This is a genomic window from Actinomadura geliboluensis (assembly GCF_043197915.1).
Lineage (GTDB): Bacteria > Actinomycetota > Actinomycetes > Streptosporangiales > Streptosporangiaceae > Spirillospora > Spirillospora geliboluensis.
The window spans coordinates 654,760-669,821 of record NZ_JBICUA010000004.1; the positions used below are offsets into that span (position 1 = coordinate 654,760).

Below are 15,062 nucleotides of genomic sequence, written 5' to 3' on the forward strand. Positions count from 1 at the left end.
CCTAGGCCTCCTCGGGCTCCGGCGTCGACAGCAGTTTCTCCAGGCTGTCGAGCAGCTCGTCGGCGCCCTCGCCGTCCGCGGACAGGACGATCTCCTCCCCGTGCCGGGCGTCCAGCCCCAGCACCGCGAGGATGCTCTTGGCGTTCACCGGGGCGCCGCCGCGCTTGGCCACGGTCACGTCCATCGGGGCCTTGGCCGCGGTCTGGACGAACAGCGCGGCCGGCCGCGCGTGCAGCCCCACCCTGGACTCGATCTTGACGTTGCGCTCGGTCACGGCACACTCCTCGCTAGTTCAGTGCCAGGCCCCGCACCCGCAGCGCGGGGCCCGGCACGACGTCCACTTCCTGAAAATCGGCCACCACGTGGTCGGCCTCGGCGAGCGCGCCCGCCGGCTGCGTGGTGATGACGCCCACGCAGGTCATGCCCGCGGCCTTCACGGCCGCCACGCCCGCGGGGGCGTCCTCGAACCCGACCGCCTCCTGCGGCGGGACGTCCAGGTCGCGCGCGGCGGCCAGGTAGCCCTCCGGGTGCGGCTTGCCGGTGACGACGTCCCCGGCGGTCACCACCAGGTCCAGCAGGTCGCGGATGCCGAGTTCGGCCAGCAGCCGCTCGGCGTACGGGCGCTGCCCCGAGGTCACCACGGCGAGCGGCACGCCCGCGTCCGCCAGCGACCGGACGAGGGCGACGGCGCCGGGGACGGGCGCGACCGCCGGCATCCCCGGCAGCGCCTCGTAGGACACCGCCTGCTCGAACAGCTCCTCGACCTTCCGGCCGGGGAACAGGTGCGCGAGGTCGCGCAGCACCTCGAGGCCGCGCCGTCCCGCGAACGAGCCGATCAGGGCGTCGTCCCACGGGACGCCGTGCGCGTCGAACAGCCGCGACCACATCACCCGGTTGCGCGGCTCGGTGTCGATGAGGGTGCCGTCGAGGTCGAACACCGCCGCGCCGAGTCCGATCACCGCCATCCGGTCAGCTCCATGTGCTCAGCTCCATGTGAAGAGCTCGGCCCCTTTCGTCACCTCGCCCGACTCGGCCACGTCCGACAGGGCGTCGGCGCCCGCGTCCAGGGCGACCACCGCGCAGATCGGCGAGCGGCCGCCCGCCTCGATCACCGCGGGGTTCCAGCCGACGACCGGCTGCCCGGCGGTGACCTCGTCGCCCTCGGCGGCGAGCAACTCGAAGCCCTCGCCCTTCAGCTTGACGGTGTCGATGCCGAGGTGGACGAGGACGCCGTGGCCCTCGGCGTCCACCACGACGTAGGCGTGCGGATGCAGCTTGACGATCTTCCCGGTGACGGGCGCGATGGCCTGGCCCGGGGCGCGCTCGGGGTCGACGGCCGTGCCCGGGCCCACCATGGCCTGGGCGAAGACCGGGTCCGGGACGCCGGCGAGGCCGACGACCCGGCCGGTGACCGGGGACAGTACTCGGGTCATGGGAGGGCCTTCCCTAGGTCCTGTGGCTGGGGTCAGTCGAGGATGTCCTCGATGTCGCTGGCGATGGTGTCGGCGTCCGGGCCGACGACGACCTGCACGACGCCGCCGCTGCGCATCACGCCGTACGCGCCCGCCTTCTTCAGGCCCGCCTCGTCGACCTTGTCCCCGTCCTCGACCTCGGTGCGCAGCCGGGTGGCGCAGGGCTCGATCTCGATGATGTTGTCCGCGCCGCCCAGCGCCGCGATGATGGCCTCGGCCTTGTCCATGTCCTTCTCTTCTCTCGCTCGGGGGTCAGTCGGTCTGGGTGACCTTGTTGAGCCCGCGGGGGACGTCGGGGTCGACGCCGAGCCGGCGGGCGAGGTTCTCGACCATGATCTGGCCGGGGACGATGAGGCCGAGCGGGGCCACCCACTCGGGCAGGGCGGGGCCCGGCAGCGCGGCCGAGCACGCGGCGGCCAGCTCCGCGCCGCCGCCGACGCCGAACGCGCGGGCGCCGGCGCCCTCGACACGGCGGGCCAGCGCGACGGTGCCCTGCAGCGTCGGCCCGCTGTCGGCGGCGACCAGCAGCGCGGGGGTCTGCGCGTCCACGACGGCGATCGGGCCGTGCAGCAGGTCGGCGTAGGACAGGCCCATGGCGTGCAGGTAGCACGCCTCCTTGATCTTCAGCGCCAGCTCCAGCGCGGTGCCGAACGCGATGCCGCGCCCGGACACGACCGCGCCGGGGACCTTCGCCAGCTCGGCGACGATCTCCGGCAGCGCCGGCGACGCCTCGGTCAGCTCGATCATCCGCGCGACCTCGTCCGGGACGCGGCGCAGGTCGCCCGCGGCGACGTCCGCGCCGAGCCCGAGCCCGAACACCGACAGCGCGGCGAGCTGGGTGGTGTAGGTCTTGGTGGCCGGGACGGCGATCTCGTCACCCGCGTCGGTGACCAGCGCGACCTCGGCGGCCTCGGCCAGCGGCGAGCCGGCGCCGTTGGTGACCGCGACCGTCCGGGCGCCGCAGTCCTTCGCCCAGTCGAGGGTCTCGACGATCTCCTCGGTCTTGCCGGACTGGCTGATCGCGACGGCGAGCACGCCGTCCAGGTCCAGCTTGCGCTTGTAGGCGGTGGCGATGGACGGCGCCGCGAGGGTGGCCAGCCGGCCCGCCTGCGACTCCACCAGGTACCGCCCGTACACGGCGGCGTTGTCGGACGAGCCGCGCGCGATGAACAGCACCTGCCGGGTCTCCCGCGCGAGCGCCGCGAGGTCCGCGGTGCGCGGGAGGAGCGCGTCGATCGTCCGGCGCAGCGCGTCCGGCTGCTCGCCGATCTCGGCGCGCATCTGACTGGTCATGATCCCCCTTCGAAGAGTTTCTGCCCGCCCACCCACGTGGTACGCGCCCGGTGGTCCGGCCCCAGCCACACGAGGTCGGCGGCGGCGCCGGGCGCGATCCGGCCGAGGTCGGGACGGCCGATGAGGTCGGCCGGAATCCGTGTCGCGGCGTCCACCGCCGCGGCCGTGCCGATGCCGAGGCCGATCGCGTTGCCGACCGCCTCGTCCAGCCGGAGGCCGGACCCGGCGATGGTGCCGTCGGCGCGCAGCGGCGGGCCCTGCTCGGGCATCGTGATGGGCTCGCCGCCCAGGTCGTAGGTGCCGGGCGGCATCCCGGCGGCGGACGCGGCGTCGGTGACGAGCACCACCCGTCCCGGCGCGGCACGGAACACCAGCTGCGCGACCTTCCCCGACACGTGGTGCAGGTCGAGGATGAGGCCGGGGCTGAGCCGGTCGTCGATGAGCGCCTGCACGGCGACGCCCGGGTCGCGGTGGTGGACGCCGGTCTGCGCGTTGAAGATGTGGGTGACCATGCGCGCCCCGGCGTCGGCCGCGGCGGCGGTCTGGTCGGCGGTCGCGGCGCTGTGCCCGACGCTGACCAGGACCCCGGCGGCGGTCAGGGCGCGGATCGCCTCCAGCGCGCCGTCGCGTTCGGGCGCGAGCGTGACCAGCTTGACCAGGCCCGTCTCCAGCAGCGTCTTGAGCGCTTCGGGCGTCGGGTCGGTGAGGTGGGCGGCGTTGTGCGCGCCTTTGCGCTGCTCCGACAGGAACGGGCCTTCGAGGTGGACGCCGAGGACGCGCGTCCCGTCGGGGAGGTGCGGCAGGAGGTCGCGGGTGCGGCGGAGCGCGGCGGCCTGCGTCTCGACCGGCGCGGTGATGAAGGTGGGGAGGAACGCGGTGACGCCCGTCTCGGGGAGCCGGGAGACGACGGTGCGCCAGCCCGCCTCGTCCGCGTCGACCATGTCGTGGCCGTAGAAGCCGTTCACCTGGAGGTCGACCAGGCCGGGCGCGAGCAGTCCGTCGGGGAGGTCGAGGTCGGGGGCGCCGGCGGGACGTCCCTCGCCGGCCTCGGCGATGACCCCGTCCGCCACCCGGACGTATCCCGGGGAGACCACGCGGGTAGGACCCTCGGCGGGGGTGATGATCATGCGGGAGGCCGTGATCAGTAGTGATGCCATGGTGCGCGCTCTCTGTGACGCGATCGGTCGCGGGGGCCGGTTCCTCCGTGTCAACTGGTCTAGTCCGGACTAGACCAGTACGCACCATACTCCACGAATCGGATGGAGATGAAGATGCGGGGCGAAACTCGTCCGGCGGGCGATGCGGCCCCGCACGGGGGCCGGACACCGGTCGCCGCGGCGGCGGCCCGACGAGGTCAGGACGAGCCGGCCGAAGCGGACGCCGCATCCGCGAGGGCGCCCTGACCTGCGGATTCTTCGATCTTGACGTCGTCGCGGCGTGACCAGGTCGTTACAAATTCGTGCATTGACATGCCTTTCGGTCATGTGGTCTAGTCCGGCCTAGACCAGTACGAATCAAATCGCATACCGTCTCAATCACCGCCAGTCCACTCTTCCGTCGAAACCCGGCGAACCCCGTCGATCCGGCCCCCGGCCATCGAGGACCCCCGTGACCACCATCGATCCGCACAGTCCCGTACCGAAGTACTTCCAGCTCCGCGCGATCCTGCTCGACCTCATCGAGAGCGCGGAGCTGCCCGTCGACGCCCCGATCCCCTCGGAGCGCGAGCTGTGCGGCCGGTACGGACTCTCCCGCATGACCGTCCGGCAGGGCGTCGACCAGCTCGTCTCCGAGGGGCGGCTCTACCGCGTCCCCGGGAAGGGCACCTTCGTCGCCCGGCCCAAGATCGAGATGCCGCTGCGGCTCGTCTCCTTCACCGAGGACATGCTGGCCCGCGGACTGCGGCCGGGCGCGATCGACCTCGACCGGCGGACGGTCCCGGCCGACGCCCGGCTCGCCCGCATCTTCGACGTCGAACCCGGCACCCAGATCCACGTCATCGAGCGCCTGCGCACCGCCGACGGGGAGCCCATGGCCCTCGAACGCGCGCACATCCTGGCCGCCCTCGCCCCCGACCTGCTCGACCGCCGGCTCGCCGACCGCTCCCTCTACGGCGTCCTCGAAGCGGTGTACGGGCTGGTCTTCGACGCGGGCGACCAGACCATCGACGCCAGCCTGGCCGACGCGACCGACGCCAGGCACCTGCAGATCGCCCGGGGCAGCGCCGTGCTGCTCCTGCAACGCCGCTCGTACACCGGAGGGGTGTGCGCCGAGCTGGGCGTGTCGACCTACCGGGCGGACCGCTACCAGATCCACACGGCCCTCGGAAACCCCCCGCCGCACTCCGAACACCCCTGAGGAGGAACCTCGCGATGACTGCGACAACAGTGGACTCCGCGCCGCGGCGCGGGTCCAGCACCCTCGCGGTGCTGCAGCGGATCGGCCGCAGCCTCATGCTGCCGATCGCCGTGCTGCCCGCCGCCGCGCTGCTGCTGCGCTTCGGCCAGGCCGACATGCTCGGCGCCGACGGGCTCGGCTGGGACCGGGTCGCCGAGATCGTCGGTGAGGCCGGCAACGCGCTGTTCGCCGCGCTCCCGCTGCTCTTCGCCGTCGGCGTGGCGATCGGTTTCGCCAAGAAGTCCGACGGCTCCACCGCGCTCGCGGCCGTGGTCGGGTACCTGGTCTTCGACCGGGTCTCCAAGATCATGTTCTCGCACACCGACGAGCTCAAGGGCAACGTCCTCATCACGAAGGTGGCGGACGGGGCGCAGGCGCAGGTCATCGACTGGGGCGCCAAGAACCCGACCGACGTGCTCGGCGGCATCCTGATGGGCGTCATCGCGGCCCTGCTCTACCAGCGGTACTACCGGATCAAGCTGCCGACCTGGCTGGCGTTCTTCGGCGGCCGCCGGTTCGTGCCGATCATCACCGCGGTGGCCGGCCTCGCGCTCGGCATCCTGATCGGCTTCATCTGGCCGCTGTTCGGCAGCTGGCTCACCGACGCCGGCGAGTGGATCACCGGGGCGGGCGCCGCCGGCGCCGGCATCTACGGCGTCATCAACCGGCTGCTGCTGCCCTTCGGCCTGCACCACATCCCGAACTCGCTCATCTGGTTCGTGTTCGGCGACTACAACACCCCGGGCGGCGTCGTCCACGGCGAGATCAACCGCTACCTGGCCGGCGACCCCGACGCGGGCGGCTTCCTCGCCGGGTTCTTCCCCGTGCTGATGTTCGGCCTGCCCGGCGCGGCCCTCGCGATGTGGCACGCCGCGCCCAAGCACCGGCGCCCCGCGGTCGGCGGCATCATGATCTCCGCCGCGCTGACCGCGTTCGTCACCGGCGTCACCGAGCCGATCGAGTTCGCGTTCATGTTCGTCGCGCCCGTCCTGTACGGCGTGCACGTCGTCCTCACCGGCATCTCGATGGCCGTGCTGGAGGCGGCCGGCGCCAAGCTCGGCTTCGGCTTCTCCGCCGGCGGCATCGACCTGCTGCTGAACGCCCGCAAGGACAACACGTCGGGGCTGCTGCTGATCCTCGGCATGGGCGTCCTGTACTTCTTCCTCTACTACTTCATCTTCAGATTCCTGATCACGCGGTTCAACTTCGCGACCCCGGGCCGGGAGCCCGAGGGCGAGGAGTCGACCGCCGCCGACCCGGCCGCCAGCCCGGAGCTCGCCGGCGGGGAGAAGGGCGGGAAGAAGAAGCGCGACCGCAAGGGCACCGCCGAACCGCAGGACTCCCCTGCCGGCGGCTGACCCTCCCAGGGGCGCCGCGAACCCCCTCGCCCCGTTCGCGGCGCCCCGCCCGGGGGCCGGCCAGCCCACCCGGCCCCGCTCCCAAGAGGTTCCGGACGCCCGCACCGCCCGGAACCGCTCCCAGAAGGCGGCGGGACGCTCCTCAGCGTCCCGCCGCCTTCGCACGTCGCCCCCTCCGGCGACCACGGCCCACCGGGGTTTCCCACTCCCGCGGCGTGCGCTCTTTCTCAGTCGCGTTCGCGAGTGACACGGGCGTTACAGGAACGGCCGAAGGTGGTCAGGATGTATTTTTCGCGGCTCTTCTGACTCCTGTTTCCAAACGAGTCGGGAGGTTCTCATGAGCGGTCGTCCGGTGGCGTCTTCGGCGGTTCGGGTCATTCGGTACCGGCCCGCACCGGTCCCCCGGAAGGCAACGGCGCCGCCCGGCCCCGGGCTGCGGATCGTGCGGCCGGGGGACGGGGTTGAGGCCGAGGCGCGGGCGGTCGCCGACACCGCCGTGCGGCTCGTCGTGGAGGTCATGGCGGGCGCGCGGCCCGCGCACCAGCTGTCGCTCGTGGCCGTCCCGGCGGTGTGCCGCGCGTTCGCCCCGCACACGGGCGCGGGGACGCGCGGGAGACGGGTCGTCCCGCCGAAGGTGCTGTCCAGCAGGATGCAGCGGCCGTCGCCGACCGTGGCCGAAGCCGCGGCGGTGGTGGCCGTGGCCGGGCGCGTCCACGCGCTGGCGCTGCGGCTGGAACTGGCACGGGGCCGGTGGCGCTGCACCGCCCTGGAGACGACCGCCCCCTGACATGCGGAAGCGGCCTCCCGGACGTCCGGGAGGCCGCTTCGCGCCGTACTACCCGCTCGTGCGGTGCTAACTCGCTCGTGCGGTGCTACTTGTTCTTGTTGCGCGGGTCGCCGTGGCAGCGCTTGAACTTCTTGCCCGAGCCGCAGGGGCACGGGTCGTTGCGGTTCACGCCCGCGTACTCGTCCTCGGTCTCCTCGCTGTGCAGCTCGACGCCGCCCTCACCGTCGACGGTCGGGGCCGAGTACTCCAGCTTCTTCGGACGGGACGGCTTCTCCAGCCCCTTCGCCTTGATCGCGGGGGCCTCCTCGGCCTCCTCGACCTCGGCCTCCTCCGCGGCGCCCTCCGCCGTGGGGGCCGACTTCGCGACCGACACCGGCGCGGCGCCGACGGTCGGGGTCTCCGGCTGCTCCTCGACCTCGACCTCGAGGTTGAACAGGTAGCCGACCGACTCCTCCTTGATGCCGTCGAGCATCGCGTTGAACATGTCGTAGCCCTCGCGCTGGTACTCCACCAGCGGGTCGCGCTGCGCCATGGCCCGCAGGCCGATGCCCTCCTGGAGGTAGTCCATCTCGTAGAGGTGCTCGCGCCACTTGCGGTCCAGCACCGACAGGACGACGCGGCGCTCCAGCTCGCGCATGACCTCCGAGCCGAGCTCCTCCTCGCGCTTGGCGTAGGCCGCCTGCGCGTCGTCGCGGATCTTCTCCGCGAGCGTCTCGGCGTCCAGCCCGGACAGGTCGCCGTCCTCGTCGTCGGTCAGGTCCTCGACCGAGATCGAGATCGGGTACAGCTGCTTGAACGCCTTCCACAGCTTGTCGAGGTCCCACTCCTCGGCGAAGCCCTCGCCGGTGGCGCCCGCGACATAGCCGGCCACGACCTCGTCGATCATCCGGCGGACCTGCTCCTGCAGGTCGGCGCCCTCCAGCACCTGGCGGCGCTCGGCGTAGATGACCTTGCGCTGCCGGTTCAGCACCTCGTCGTACTTCAAGACGTTCTTGCGCATCTCGAAGTTCTGCTGCTCGACCTGGCTCTGCGCCGACTTGATCGCGTTCGTGACGATCTTGGACTCGATCGGGGTGTCGTCCGGGATGTTCAGCCGCGTCATGATCGACTCGACCCGGGCCGAGTTGAACAGCCGCATCAGGTCGTCCTCCAGCGACAGGTAGAACCGGGACTCGCCCGGGTCGCCCTGCCGGCCGGAGCGGCCGCGCAGCTGGTTGTCGATGCGCCGCGACTCGTGCCGCTCCGTCGCGAGCACGTACAGGCCGCCGGCCTCGACGACCTCCTCGTGCTCGCCCTTGACGTCCTCCTTGGCCTTCTCCAGCGCCTCCGGCCAGGCCGCCTCGTACTCCTCGGGCGTCTCCAGCGGGGACAGGCCGCGCTGGTGCAGCACCAGGTCGGCGCGGAAGTCGGGGTTGCCGCCGAGCATGATGTCGGTGCCGCGGCCCGCCATGTTCGTCGCGACGGTGACGCTGCCCTTGCGGCCCGCCTCCGCGACGATCGCCGACTCCTGCTCGTGGTGCTTGGCGTTCAGCACCTGGTGCGGGACGCCGCGGCGCTTGAGCATCTTGCTCAGCTTCTCGGACTTCTCCACCGAGGTGGTGCCGACCAGCACCGGCTGGCCCTTCTCGTGCCGCTCGGCGATGTCGTCGACGACGGCCTCGAACTTGGCCTGCTCGGTCTTGTAGACGACGTCCGCCACGTCCTCGCGGATCATCGGCTTGTTCGTCGGGATCGGCACGACGCCGATCTTGTAGGTCTTGTTGAACTCCGCCGCCTCGGTCTCGGCGGTGCCGGTCATGCCGGACAGCTTGTTGTAGAGGCGGAAGTAGTTCTGCAGGGTGATCGTGGCGAGCGTCTGGTTCTCGTCCTTGATCGCCACGCCCTCCTTGGCCTCGATGGCCTGGTGCATGCCCTCGTTGTAGCGGCGGCCGTGGAGGATGCGGCCGGTGAACTCGTCCACGATCAGGACCTCGCCGTTCATGACGACGTAGTCCTTGTCGCGCTTGTAGAGCTCCTTGGCCTTCAGGGCGTTGTTCAGGAAGCTGACCAGCGGGGTGTTCACCGAGTCGTACAGGTTGTCGATGCCGAGCCAGTCCTCGACCTTCTCGACACCGGCCTCGGTGACGCCGACCGTGCGCTTCTTCTCGTTCACCTCGTAGTCGCCGGGGCCGTACTCGTCGACCTGCCCGGCGGTGCTGACCAGCTCGGCCCGCTTCAGCCGCGGGACGATCTTGGCGAACTCCGAGTACCACTTGGAGTTCTGCTCGGCCGGACCCGAGATGATCAGCGGGGTGCGGGCCTCGTCGATGAGGATCGAGTCGACCTCGTCCACGATCGCGAAGTTGTGCCCGCGCTGGACGCACTCGTCCAGGCTCCACGCCATGTTGTCGCGCAGGTAGTCGAACCCGAACTCGTTGTTCGTCCCGTAGGTGATGTCGCAGTTGTAGGCCGCGCGGCGCTCGTCCGGGGTCATCTGCGGGAGGATGACGCCGACGTCCAGCCCGAGGAACTGGTGGACGCGGCCCATCCACTCGGCGTCGCGTTTGGCCAGGTAGTCGTTCACCGTGACCACGTGCACGCCGTCGCCGGACAGCGCGTTCAGGTACGCGGGGAGCACGCAGGTCAGGGTCTTGCCCTCACCCGTCTTCATCTCGGCGATGTTCCCGAGGTGCAGCGCCGCGCCGCCCATGATCTGGACGTCGTAGTGCCGCTGGCCGAGGACGCGCTTGGCGGCTTCGCGTGCGGTCGCGAAGGCCTCCGGAAGCAGGTCGTCCAGGGACTCGCCGTCGGCGATGCGTTCCCGGTACTTGTCGGTCAGCTCGCGCAACTCGGCGTCGCTCATCTCGAGGAAGTCCTCCTCGATCGAGTTGACCTGATCCGCGAGCTTCTTGAGCTTGCGCAGGGTTTTTCCCTCGCCCGCACGAAGGATCTTGTCGATGACTGGCGGCACTCTCGAAGGCTCCTTGCAGATCGTGGTTCACCGCTCAAGGCGGCACGCACACCACACGTACGATGCCATCGTAGGCGAGACCCAGAATGGTCTAGGTCACTCCGCAGCGCAATCCACTGTGCGTTCCGTTTGACTTTCCGGGTCCCGGAGAGGATCTCTCACACCTCACGGGAGGGAGGCCCAATGTCCTCAGAGGGTTCGCACGCCGGCCGGCCGAGTTCGTGGCTCGCCGTCGGCGTCATCTTCATCGGCTTCGTCGTCGGCGGCGTGGCGCTCTGCCTCGGCCCGTCCTGGATCTTGTTCTGGGTCGGCGTCGGCATCGTGGTCGCCGGGTTCCTCGTCAGCTGGCTGGTCCACCTCTTCGCGGACGTCGTCGTGGACGCGCCCCGCGTGATCCCCGAGATCGTCGACTACTCCCTGTTCGGCTCCCGCTCGGCCAAGCGCCGCGGCGGCGACCAGGGCGAGTCCATCGAGGCCCCGGTGGCGACCGACACCCAGCAGACCCCCCACGGCTGATCCCGCGTGTCCGAGGCCGGCCCGCCGGGCCGGCCTCACGCATGCCGCGTCCGAAACCTTCAGGCACACGCCTCGACGGCCACATTTCGGTCGGCGCAAACCCGCACACGATTTCAACGCCCCACCGCACCGAGCCGATTCCCCGGCCCCGGCGGTCTCAACGCGACGCGGCGGCGTCCAGGGCGGCTTTCAGGAGTGCGGGCGGGAGGTCGGTGCGCTCCACGCGGACGTCGTCGCAGCCGACCCAGGCGGCGGCGCGCCAGAGCGCGGTGGCGAGGGCCGCCGCCGAGGTCTCGGTGCGCGCGGCGGTGCGGGTGGCCCAGGGTTCCAGGGACGCTTGCCGAGCGATGAGGGTGCGCCCCTCCCGGGCCGGGTCGACCCGCCCGATGAGGCGGCCGCCGGCGAGGAGCGGCATCGCGAAGTATCCGTGGACGCGCTTGTCCTTCGGGACGTACGCCTCCAGGCGGTGGTCGAACCCGAAGACGCGCGACGCGCGGGCGCGGTCCCAGACGAGGGAGTCGAAGGGCGAGAGCAGGGTGGTGGCGTGCCTGCCCTTGGGCGGGGTCGCGAGCGCGCCGGGGTCGACCCACGCACGCTGGGACCATCCGGCAACAGTGGCGGGGACGAGCCCGGTCGCCTCGATCACGCGGTCGACCTGGTCCTGCTTGATCCGGTAGTAGTCGGCGAGATCACCGCGCGTCGCCACCCCAAGGGCGCGTCCGGCACGGGCGACCAACTCGGTCAAGCAGGCGTCGTCGTCCAGATCCTGGGCGAGCAGCTCAGACGGCACAGCCCGCTCGGCCAGGTCGTACACGCGACGCCAGCCGACCCGCTCGACGCAGACGACCTCGCCGATGTCCAGCAGCCACTCGATGCCGATCTTGTGGTCGCTCCAGTCCCACCATTCGGCGCTCGCCTTGGCGCCGCCGAGCTCCTTGGTGGTGAGCGGGCCGTCCGCCTTCAGCCGGTCGCGGATCTCGTCGCATACGCCCTCAGGCACCTTGTGCCAGCGCCACCCGCGCCGCAGGTACGCGCGCCGCCGGAACGCGAACAGGGGCCAGTCGGCCATCGGGATCACGGACGCCGCATGCGCCCAGTACTCGAACGCCCGATACCCACCACCCGAAACCCGCCCAGCACCGCCCGCACCGTTCCCGGCGCCGCGCGCACCGTTCCCGGCGGAACGCGACCCTCCGCCCCAGTACGCGGCCTCGATGGCACCCCGGCTCACCGCCCCCAAGCGCGCGTAGGGCACCAGCTCATGAGACCGCGCCAAGACCGAGATCGTGTCGAGCTGGACGGCCCCGAGCCGTTCCAGCATTGCCGGAACCCCACCTTTCGGACGCGCCCCCAGAAAACCCTGCGCACGCAACTGAAGCCGCCGAGCCTCATCGGCCCCGAGCTCGACCCCGCCACCGCCCTGCGTCCCGCCTACTGTCTCCACCACGCCCGCGATGCTACGACACAACACCGACAAACCCGGATAGCCGGTCTCACCCCCGCAGGGTGTTGGGGGTCAGGTGATTTCTAGGAGTTTCTCGCGGACGGCGTAGACGACGGCCTCCATGCGGGAGTGGAGCTGGAGTTTCTCCAGGATGTTGCGGACGTGGTTCTTCACGGTGTTCTCGGAGATGAAGAGCTCGCGGGCGATCTCGCGGTTGCCGAGGCCGCGGGCGACGAGGCGCAGGACCTCCATCTCGCGTTCGGTGAGGCGCGGCGCGGGGACCTGCTGTGTGCGCTCCTCGCTGCGCTTGGCCAGCGCGGCGAACTCGGTGATGAGCTTGGACGCCATCGACGGGCTTATCAGCGACTGGCCGCCGTGGACCGCGCGGACGGCCTGCGGGACCTCGTCGATGGAGATCTCCTTGAGCAGGTAGCCGCTGGCCCCGGCCTTGATCGCCTCGAAGAGGTCCTCCTCCTCGTCGCTGATGGTCAGCATGACGATCTTGGCGCTGGGCGCGGCGTCCTTGATGGCGGTGCACGCCTCGATGCCGCTGCGGCGCGGCATCCGGATGTCCATCAGGACGATGTCGGGCAGCAGGTCGCCGGCCATCTCGACGGCCTCGTGCCCGTCCCCGCCCTCGCCGATGACCTCGATGTCGTCCTCGCCCTGGAGGACCATCTCCAGTCCTCTGCGGAACAGCGCATGGTCGTCGACGATGAGCACGCGGATGGGGTCGGCCGCTCCGGCCGGCGGCGCGGCGTCACGACCGGCGGGGGCGCCGGTCTGACGGGGTACCGCCGCGGCGTCGCGAGTCTCGGGCTTCTCGCTCACCAGAGTCGCGGCGTGGAGGAGACGCCGCTTCCCCCCTTCACTATTCAGCGATCTGGAACTACCGGAGGGTTGTGATCCATCGGGTCGTCCTCGGGAACTTACGGGGTCCGGGGACGAACCCGGGGGATTTCGGACCGGGGTGTCTCCCGGTCAACCGCCGCGCGCCCCGGGAGGTTCCCGGGACGCGCCGGATCGGCTGATGCGCCTTTTCAGATCATGGCATGGTTCCGGTGGTGACGTGACGCGTCCGCCGCATCACCGATACGAAGAGTCACTCCTCGACGAGCCTGATGACGCCGTAGTCCCAGCCTCTCCTCCGGTATACGACCGAGGGGTGCCCGGTGGCCTTGTCGCGGTAAAGGAAGAAGTCGTGGCCGACGAGCTCCATCTCGAACAGTGCCTGCTCAATGCCCATCGGCTCGGCCTTGTGGAATTTCTCGCGGACGACGAGGGGGCCGTCCCCGTCCATCGGGATCGGTACGAGGTTCTCGTCACGGGACACCGGCTCGGCCTCGACCGGCGGCGCGGTCTCCACGGGTTCGGGGACGGGCTCCGGCAGCGCCTCGGGGAGCGGTTCCATCGTCGCGAGCTTGGCGCGGCCCTTGCCATTCTTGCCGTGGTTCTTCAGACCGTGTCCCTTGCGCCGCTCGGCGTCGCGGCGCAGCCGTGACTCCAGCTTGTCGAGCGCGAGGTCGAGGGCGCCGTAGCGGTCGTCGGCGGCGGCCTCGGCCCGGATCACCGGGCCGCGGGAGCGGATCGTCAGCTCCACTCGTTCACGCTGGTCGGCCAGCCGTGGGTTTCGTTCCTCGGACACCTCCACATCCACGCGGATGACCTTCTGGTCGAGCCGTTCGATCTTCGCCAGCTTGCTGTCGACATGCCGACGGAACCTGTCGTTGACGTCGGTGTGCCGGCCCCTCACGGTGATGTTCACGCGGGACCCCCCTTCTCCCGGTTGCGCTTGTCGCCCTGCCCGGGGACCTGCCGGCCCCGAACGGGCACCACAGGACGGTGGGTCGCACCCGCCCGGCCGACCTGGTCTTCGTCCCCACATCCGCCTGCTGAGGGGCTCGCGGCGCTCTCGCCACTACTGCCCTTCTCCCGATTCGGGGGATGTCGGATCCCCCGATGGGGCAGGACTTACCTCTAAGGCGCACCGTGATCGGTCGACGAGAAGTCGCCTTACGTGGGCCGTTTCGCCTGCGCCTGGCATCGGCTAGCCGGATCGTCTGCCGTGCTCCTGACGAGCACTGCGATCCAACGCAACCACGGACCCGGGCGGGTGCCATGTCAGGAACGCTAACCCCTTACGCGACGAATGTCAGGGGGGTGGGCTGAGGAAAAACTCACGGACCGTCATCGAGGACTGCCGCAGCGGGTTCCCCTGGCGTCCCTCCACCTCCCCTGAACCCCGACAGGCTCGGCGATCCCGCCGCCGACGGCCGCCCAGGTCAGGCACCACTGACCTCGCGGTGAGTTTGAGAAATCTCTACTCCCCTGATGGCGAGATGTGACCCGAAGCACCCCCTACACCCCCTCATTCCAGGACAAGCCAGACGCTCTCGACTACCCAACGTGGCTTACCGCCGTCCAGCGAGCGAAAAGTGAAGAAAGTCACCATTCGCCCGATCCCGCTCCCGCAACGCCTCCCGGACCGCCAGGGCGGGTGGGTTACCAGGGGCGGTGGCGCGGGGTGGCGGCGATGGTGGCCGTGCCGGTCACCTCGGCTCCTGCGGCACGTAAGGCTCGGGCCGCCTCCGCGAGGGACGAGCCCGTTGTGACCACGTCGTCCACCAGGACGACCCGGCGGCCGGCCACGCATGCCCGCGCCTCTACGGCCCCTTGCAGGTTGGCGGCCCGCTGCCGCGCCGTGAGCCCGGCCTGGTCGGCGACCCGGCCGCGCTGCCGCAGCGCGTCCATCATGGACACCGGCACGCCGTCCGCCCACAGCCGCCGCACCGCCACCTCGACCACCCCGCGCAGCGGATCATGCCCCCGCCGCCGCACCGCCCTC

The 15,062-nt window shown here is 71.0% G+C and carries 14 protein-coding genes and 2 pseudogenes; 4 read left to right on the forward strand and 12 right to left on the reverse strand.

Features of this window, described 5'->3' with window-relative positions; genetic code table 11:
• Nucleotide 1 precedes the first annotated feature (1 nt).
• The 6 genes and pseudogenes from ACGFI1_RS17360 to nagA form a co-directional block, all read right to left on the reverse strand.
• Nucleotides 2-274, reverse strand: a complete 273-nt coding sequence (locus ACGFI1_RS17360; protein ID WP_364544748.1) for an HPr family phosphocarrier protein — start codon at nt 272-274, stop codon at nt 2-4.
• A 13-nt stretch (nt 275-287) separates the two neighbouring features.
• Complete coding sequence (locus ACGFI1_RS17365) at nt 288-965, reverse strand: HAD family hydrolase (RefSeq protein WP_392786231.1); 678 nt, start codon at nt 963-965, stop codon at nt 288-290.
• Between the two features lie 18 nt (nt 966-983).
• Nucleotides 984-1,433 carry a PTS sugar transporter subunit IIA gene (locus tag ACGFI1_RS17370; protein WP_138640203.1) on the reverse strand — a complete coding sequence of 150 codons (450 nt, stop codon included), beginning with the start codon at nt 1,431-1,433 and terminating at the stop codon, nt 984-986.
• A 32-nt stretch (nt 1,434-1,465) separates the two neighbouring features.
• Nucleotides 1,466-1,702: pseudogene (locus tag ACGFI1_RS17375) on the reverse strand (glucose PTS transporter subunit EIIB); the annotation flags it as partial.
• A gap of 22 nt (nt 1,703-1,724) precedes the next feature.
• A complete protein-coding gene (locus tag ACGFI1_RS17380; RefSeq protein ID WP_392732448.1) occupies nt 1,725-2,765 on the reverse strand; it encodes an SIS domain-containing protein in 1,041 nt (346 codons plus the stop codon).
• Complete coding sequence (gene nagA, locus ACGFI1_RS17385; protein ID WP_392732450.1) at nt 2,762-3,922, reverse strand: N-acetylglucosamine-6-phosphate deacetylase; 1,161 nt, start codon at nt 3,920-3,922, stop codon at nt 2,762-2,764. The genes ACGFI1_RS17380 and nagA overlap by 4 nt, the downstream gene beginning before the upstream one ends.
• A 451-nt stretch (nt 3,923-4,373) precedes the next feature.
• Here nagA and ACGFI1_RS17390 point away from each other — a divergent pair, with 451 nt between their 5' ends.
• From ACGFI1_RS17390 to ACGFI1_RS17400, 3 genes are all read left to right on the forward strand, one after another.
• On the forward strand, nt 4,374-5,123 hold the full coding sequence (locus ACGFI1_RS17390) for a GntR family transcriptional regulator (RefSeq protein ID WP_138640199.1): 750 nt from the start codon (nt 4,374-4,376) through the stop codon (nt 5,121-5,123).
• A gap of 14 nt (nt 5,124-5,137) precedes the next feature.
• Entirely contained in the window at nt 5,138-6,520 is a 1,383-nt protein-coding gene (locus ACGFI1_RS17395) for a PTS transporter subunit EIIC (RefSeq protein WP_392732453.1), read from the forward strand.
• Nucleotides 6,521-6,857: 337 nt separating this feature from the next.
• Complete coding sequence (locus ACGFI1_RS17400; protein ID WP_392786233.1) at nt 6,858-7,307, forward strand: Rv3235 family protein; 450 nt, start codon at nt 6,858-6,860, stop codon at nt 7,305-7,307.
• An 85-nt stretch (nt 7,308-7,392) separates the two neighbouring features.
• Here the strand turns inward: ACGFI1_RS17400 and ACGFI1_RS44370 are convergent, their stop codons facing one another.
• Together ACGFI1_RS44370 and secA are read right to left on the reverse strand one after the other, a co-directional pair.
• Nucleotides 7,393-7,680, reverse strand: coding sequence for an SEC-C metal-binding domain-containing protein (locus ACGFI1_RS44370; protein WP_449202370.1), 288 nt, complete (start codon nt 7,678-7,680; stop codon nt 7,393-7,395).
• Nucleotides 7,681-7,718: 38 nt separating this feature from the next.
• Nucleotides 7,719-10,257 (reverse strand): annotated as a pseudogene (gene secA / locus ACGFI1_RS17405) (preprotein translocase subunit SecA); the annotation flags it as partial.
• Between the two features lie 183 nt (nt 10,258-10,440).
• Here secA and ACGFI1_RS17410 point away from each other — a divergent pair.
• On the forward strand, nt 10,441-10,773 hold the full coding sequence (locus ACGFI1_RS17410; RefSeq protein ID WP_386873689.1) for an HGxxPAAW family protein: 333 nt from the start codon (nt 10,441-10,443) through the stop codon (nt 10,771-10,773).
• A gap of 157 nt (nt 10,774-10,930) precedes the next feature.
• On the opposite strand, the gene ACGFI1_RS17415 is transcribed toward ACGFI1_RS17410, so the two are convergent.
• From ACGFI1_RS17415 to ACGFI1_RS17430, 4 genes are all read right to left on the reverse strand, one after another.
• Nucleotides 10,931-12,094: a winged helix-turn-helix domain-containing protein gene (locus ACGFI1_RS17415; protein ID WP_392786237.1), complete on the reverse strand. Its 1,164-nt coding sequence runs from the start codon at nt 12,092-12,094 to the stop codon at nt 10,931-10,933.
• Between the two features lie 195 nt (nt 12,095-12,289).
• A complete protein-coding gene (locus ACGFI1_RS17420) occupies nt 12,290-13,048 on the reverse strand; it encodes a response regulator (RefSeq protein ID WP_138640922.1) in 759 nt (252 codons plus the stop codon).
• Nucleotides 13,049-13,319: 271 nt separating this feature from the next.
• Nucleotides 13,320-13,982 (reverse strand): ribosome hibernation-promoting factor, HPF/YfiA family, encoded by a 663-nt coding sequence (hpf, locus tag ACGFI1_RS17425; RefSeq protein ID WP_138640921.1) that lies wholly within the window; start codon nt 13,980-13,982, stop codon nt 13,320-13,322.
• 737 nt (nt 13,983-14,719) lie between these two features.
• Nucleotides 14,720-15,055, reverse strand: coding sequence for a phosphoribosyltransferase family protein (locus ACGFI1_RS17430; protein WP_392732462.1), 336 nt, complete (start codon nt 15,053-15,055; stop codon nt 14,720-14,722).
• Nucleotides 15,056-15,062 lie beyond the last annotated feature (7 nt).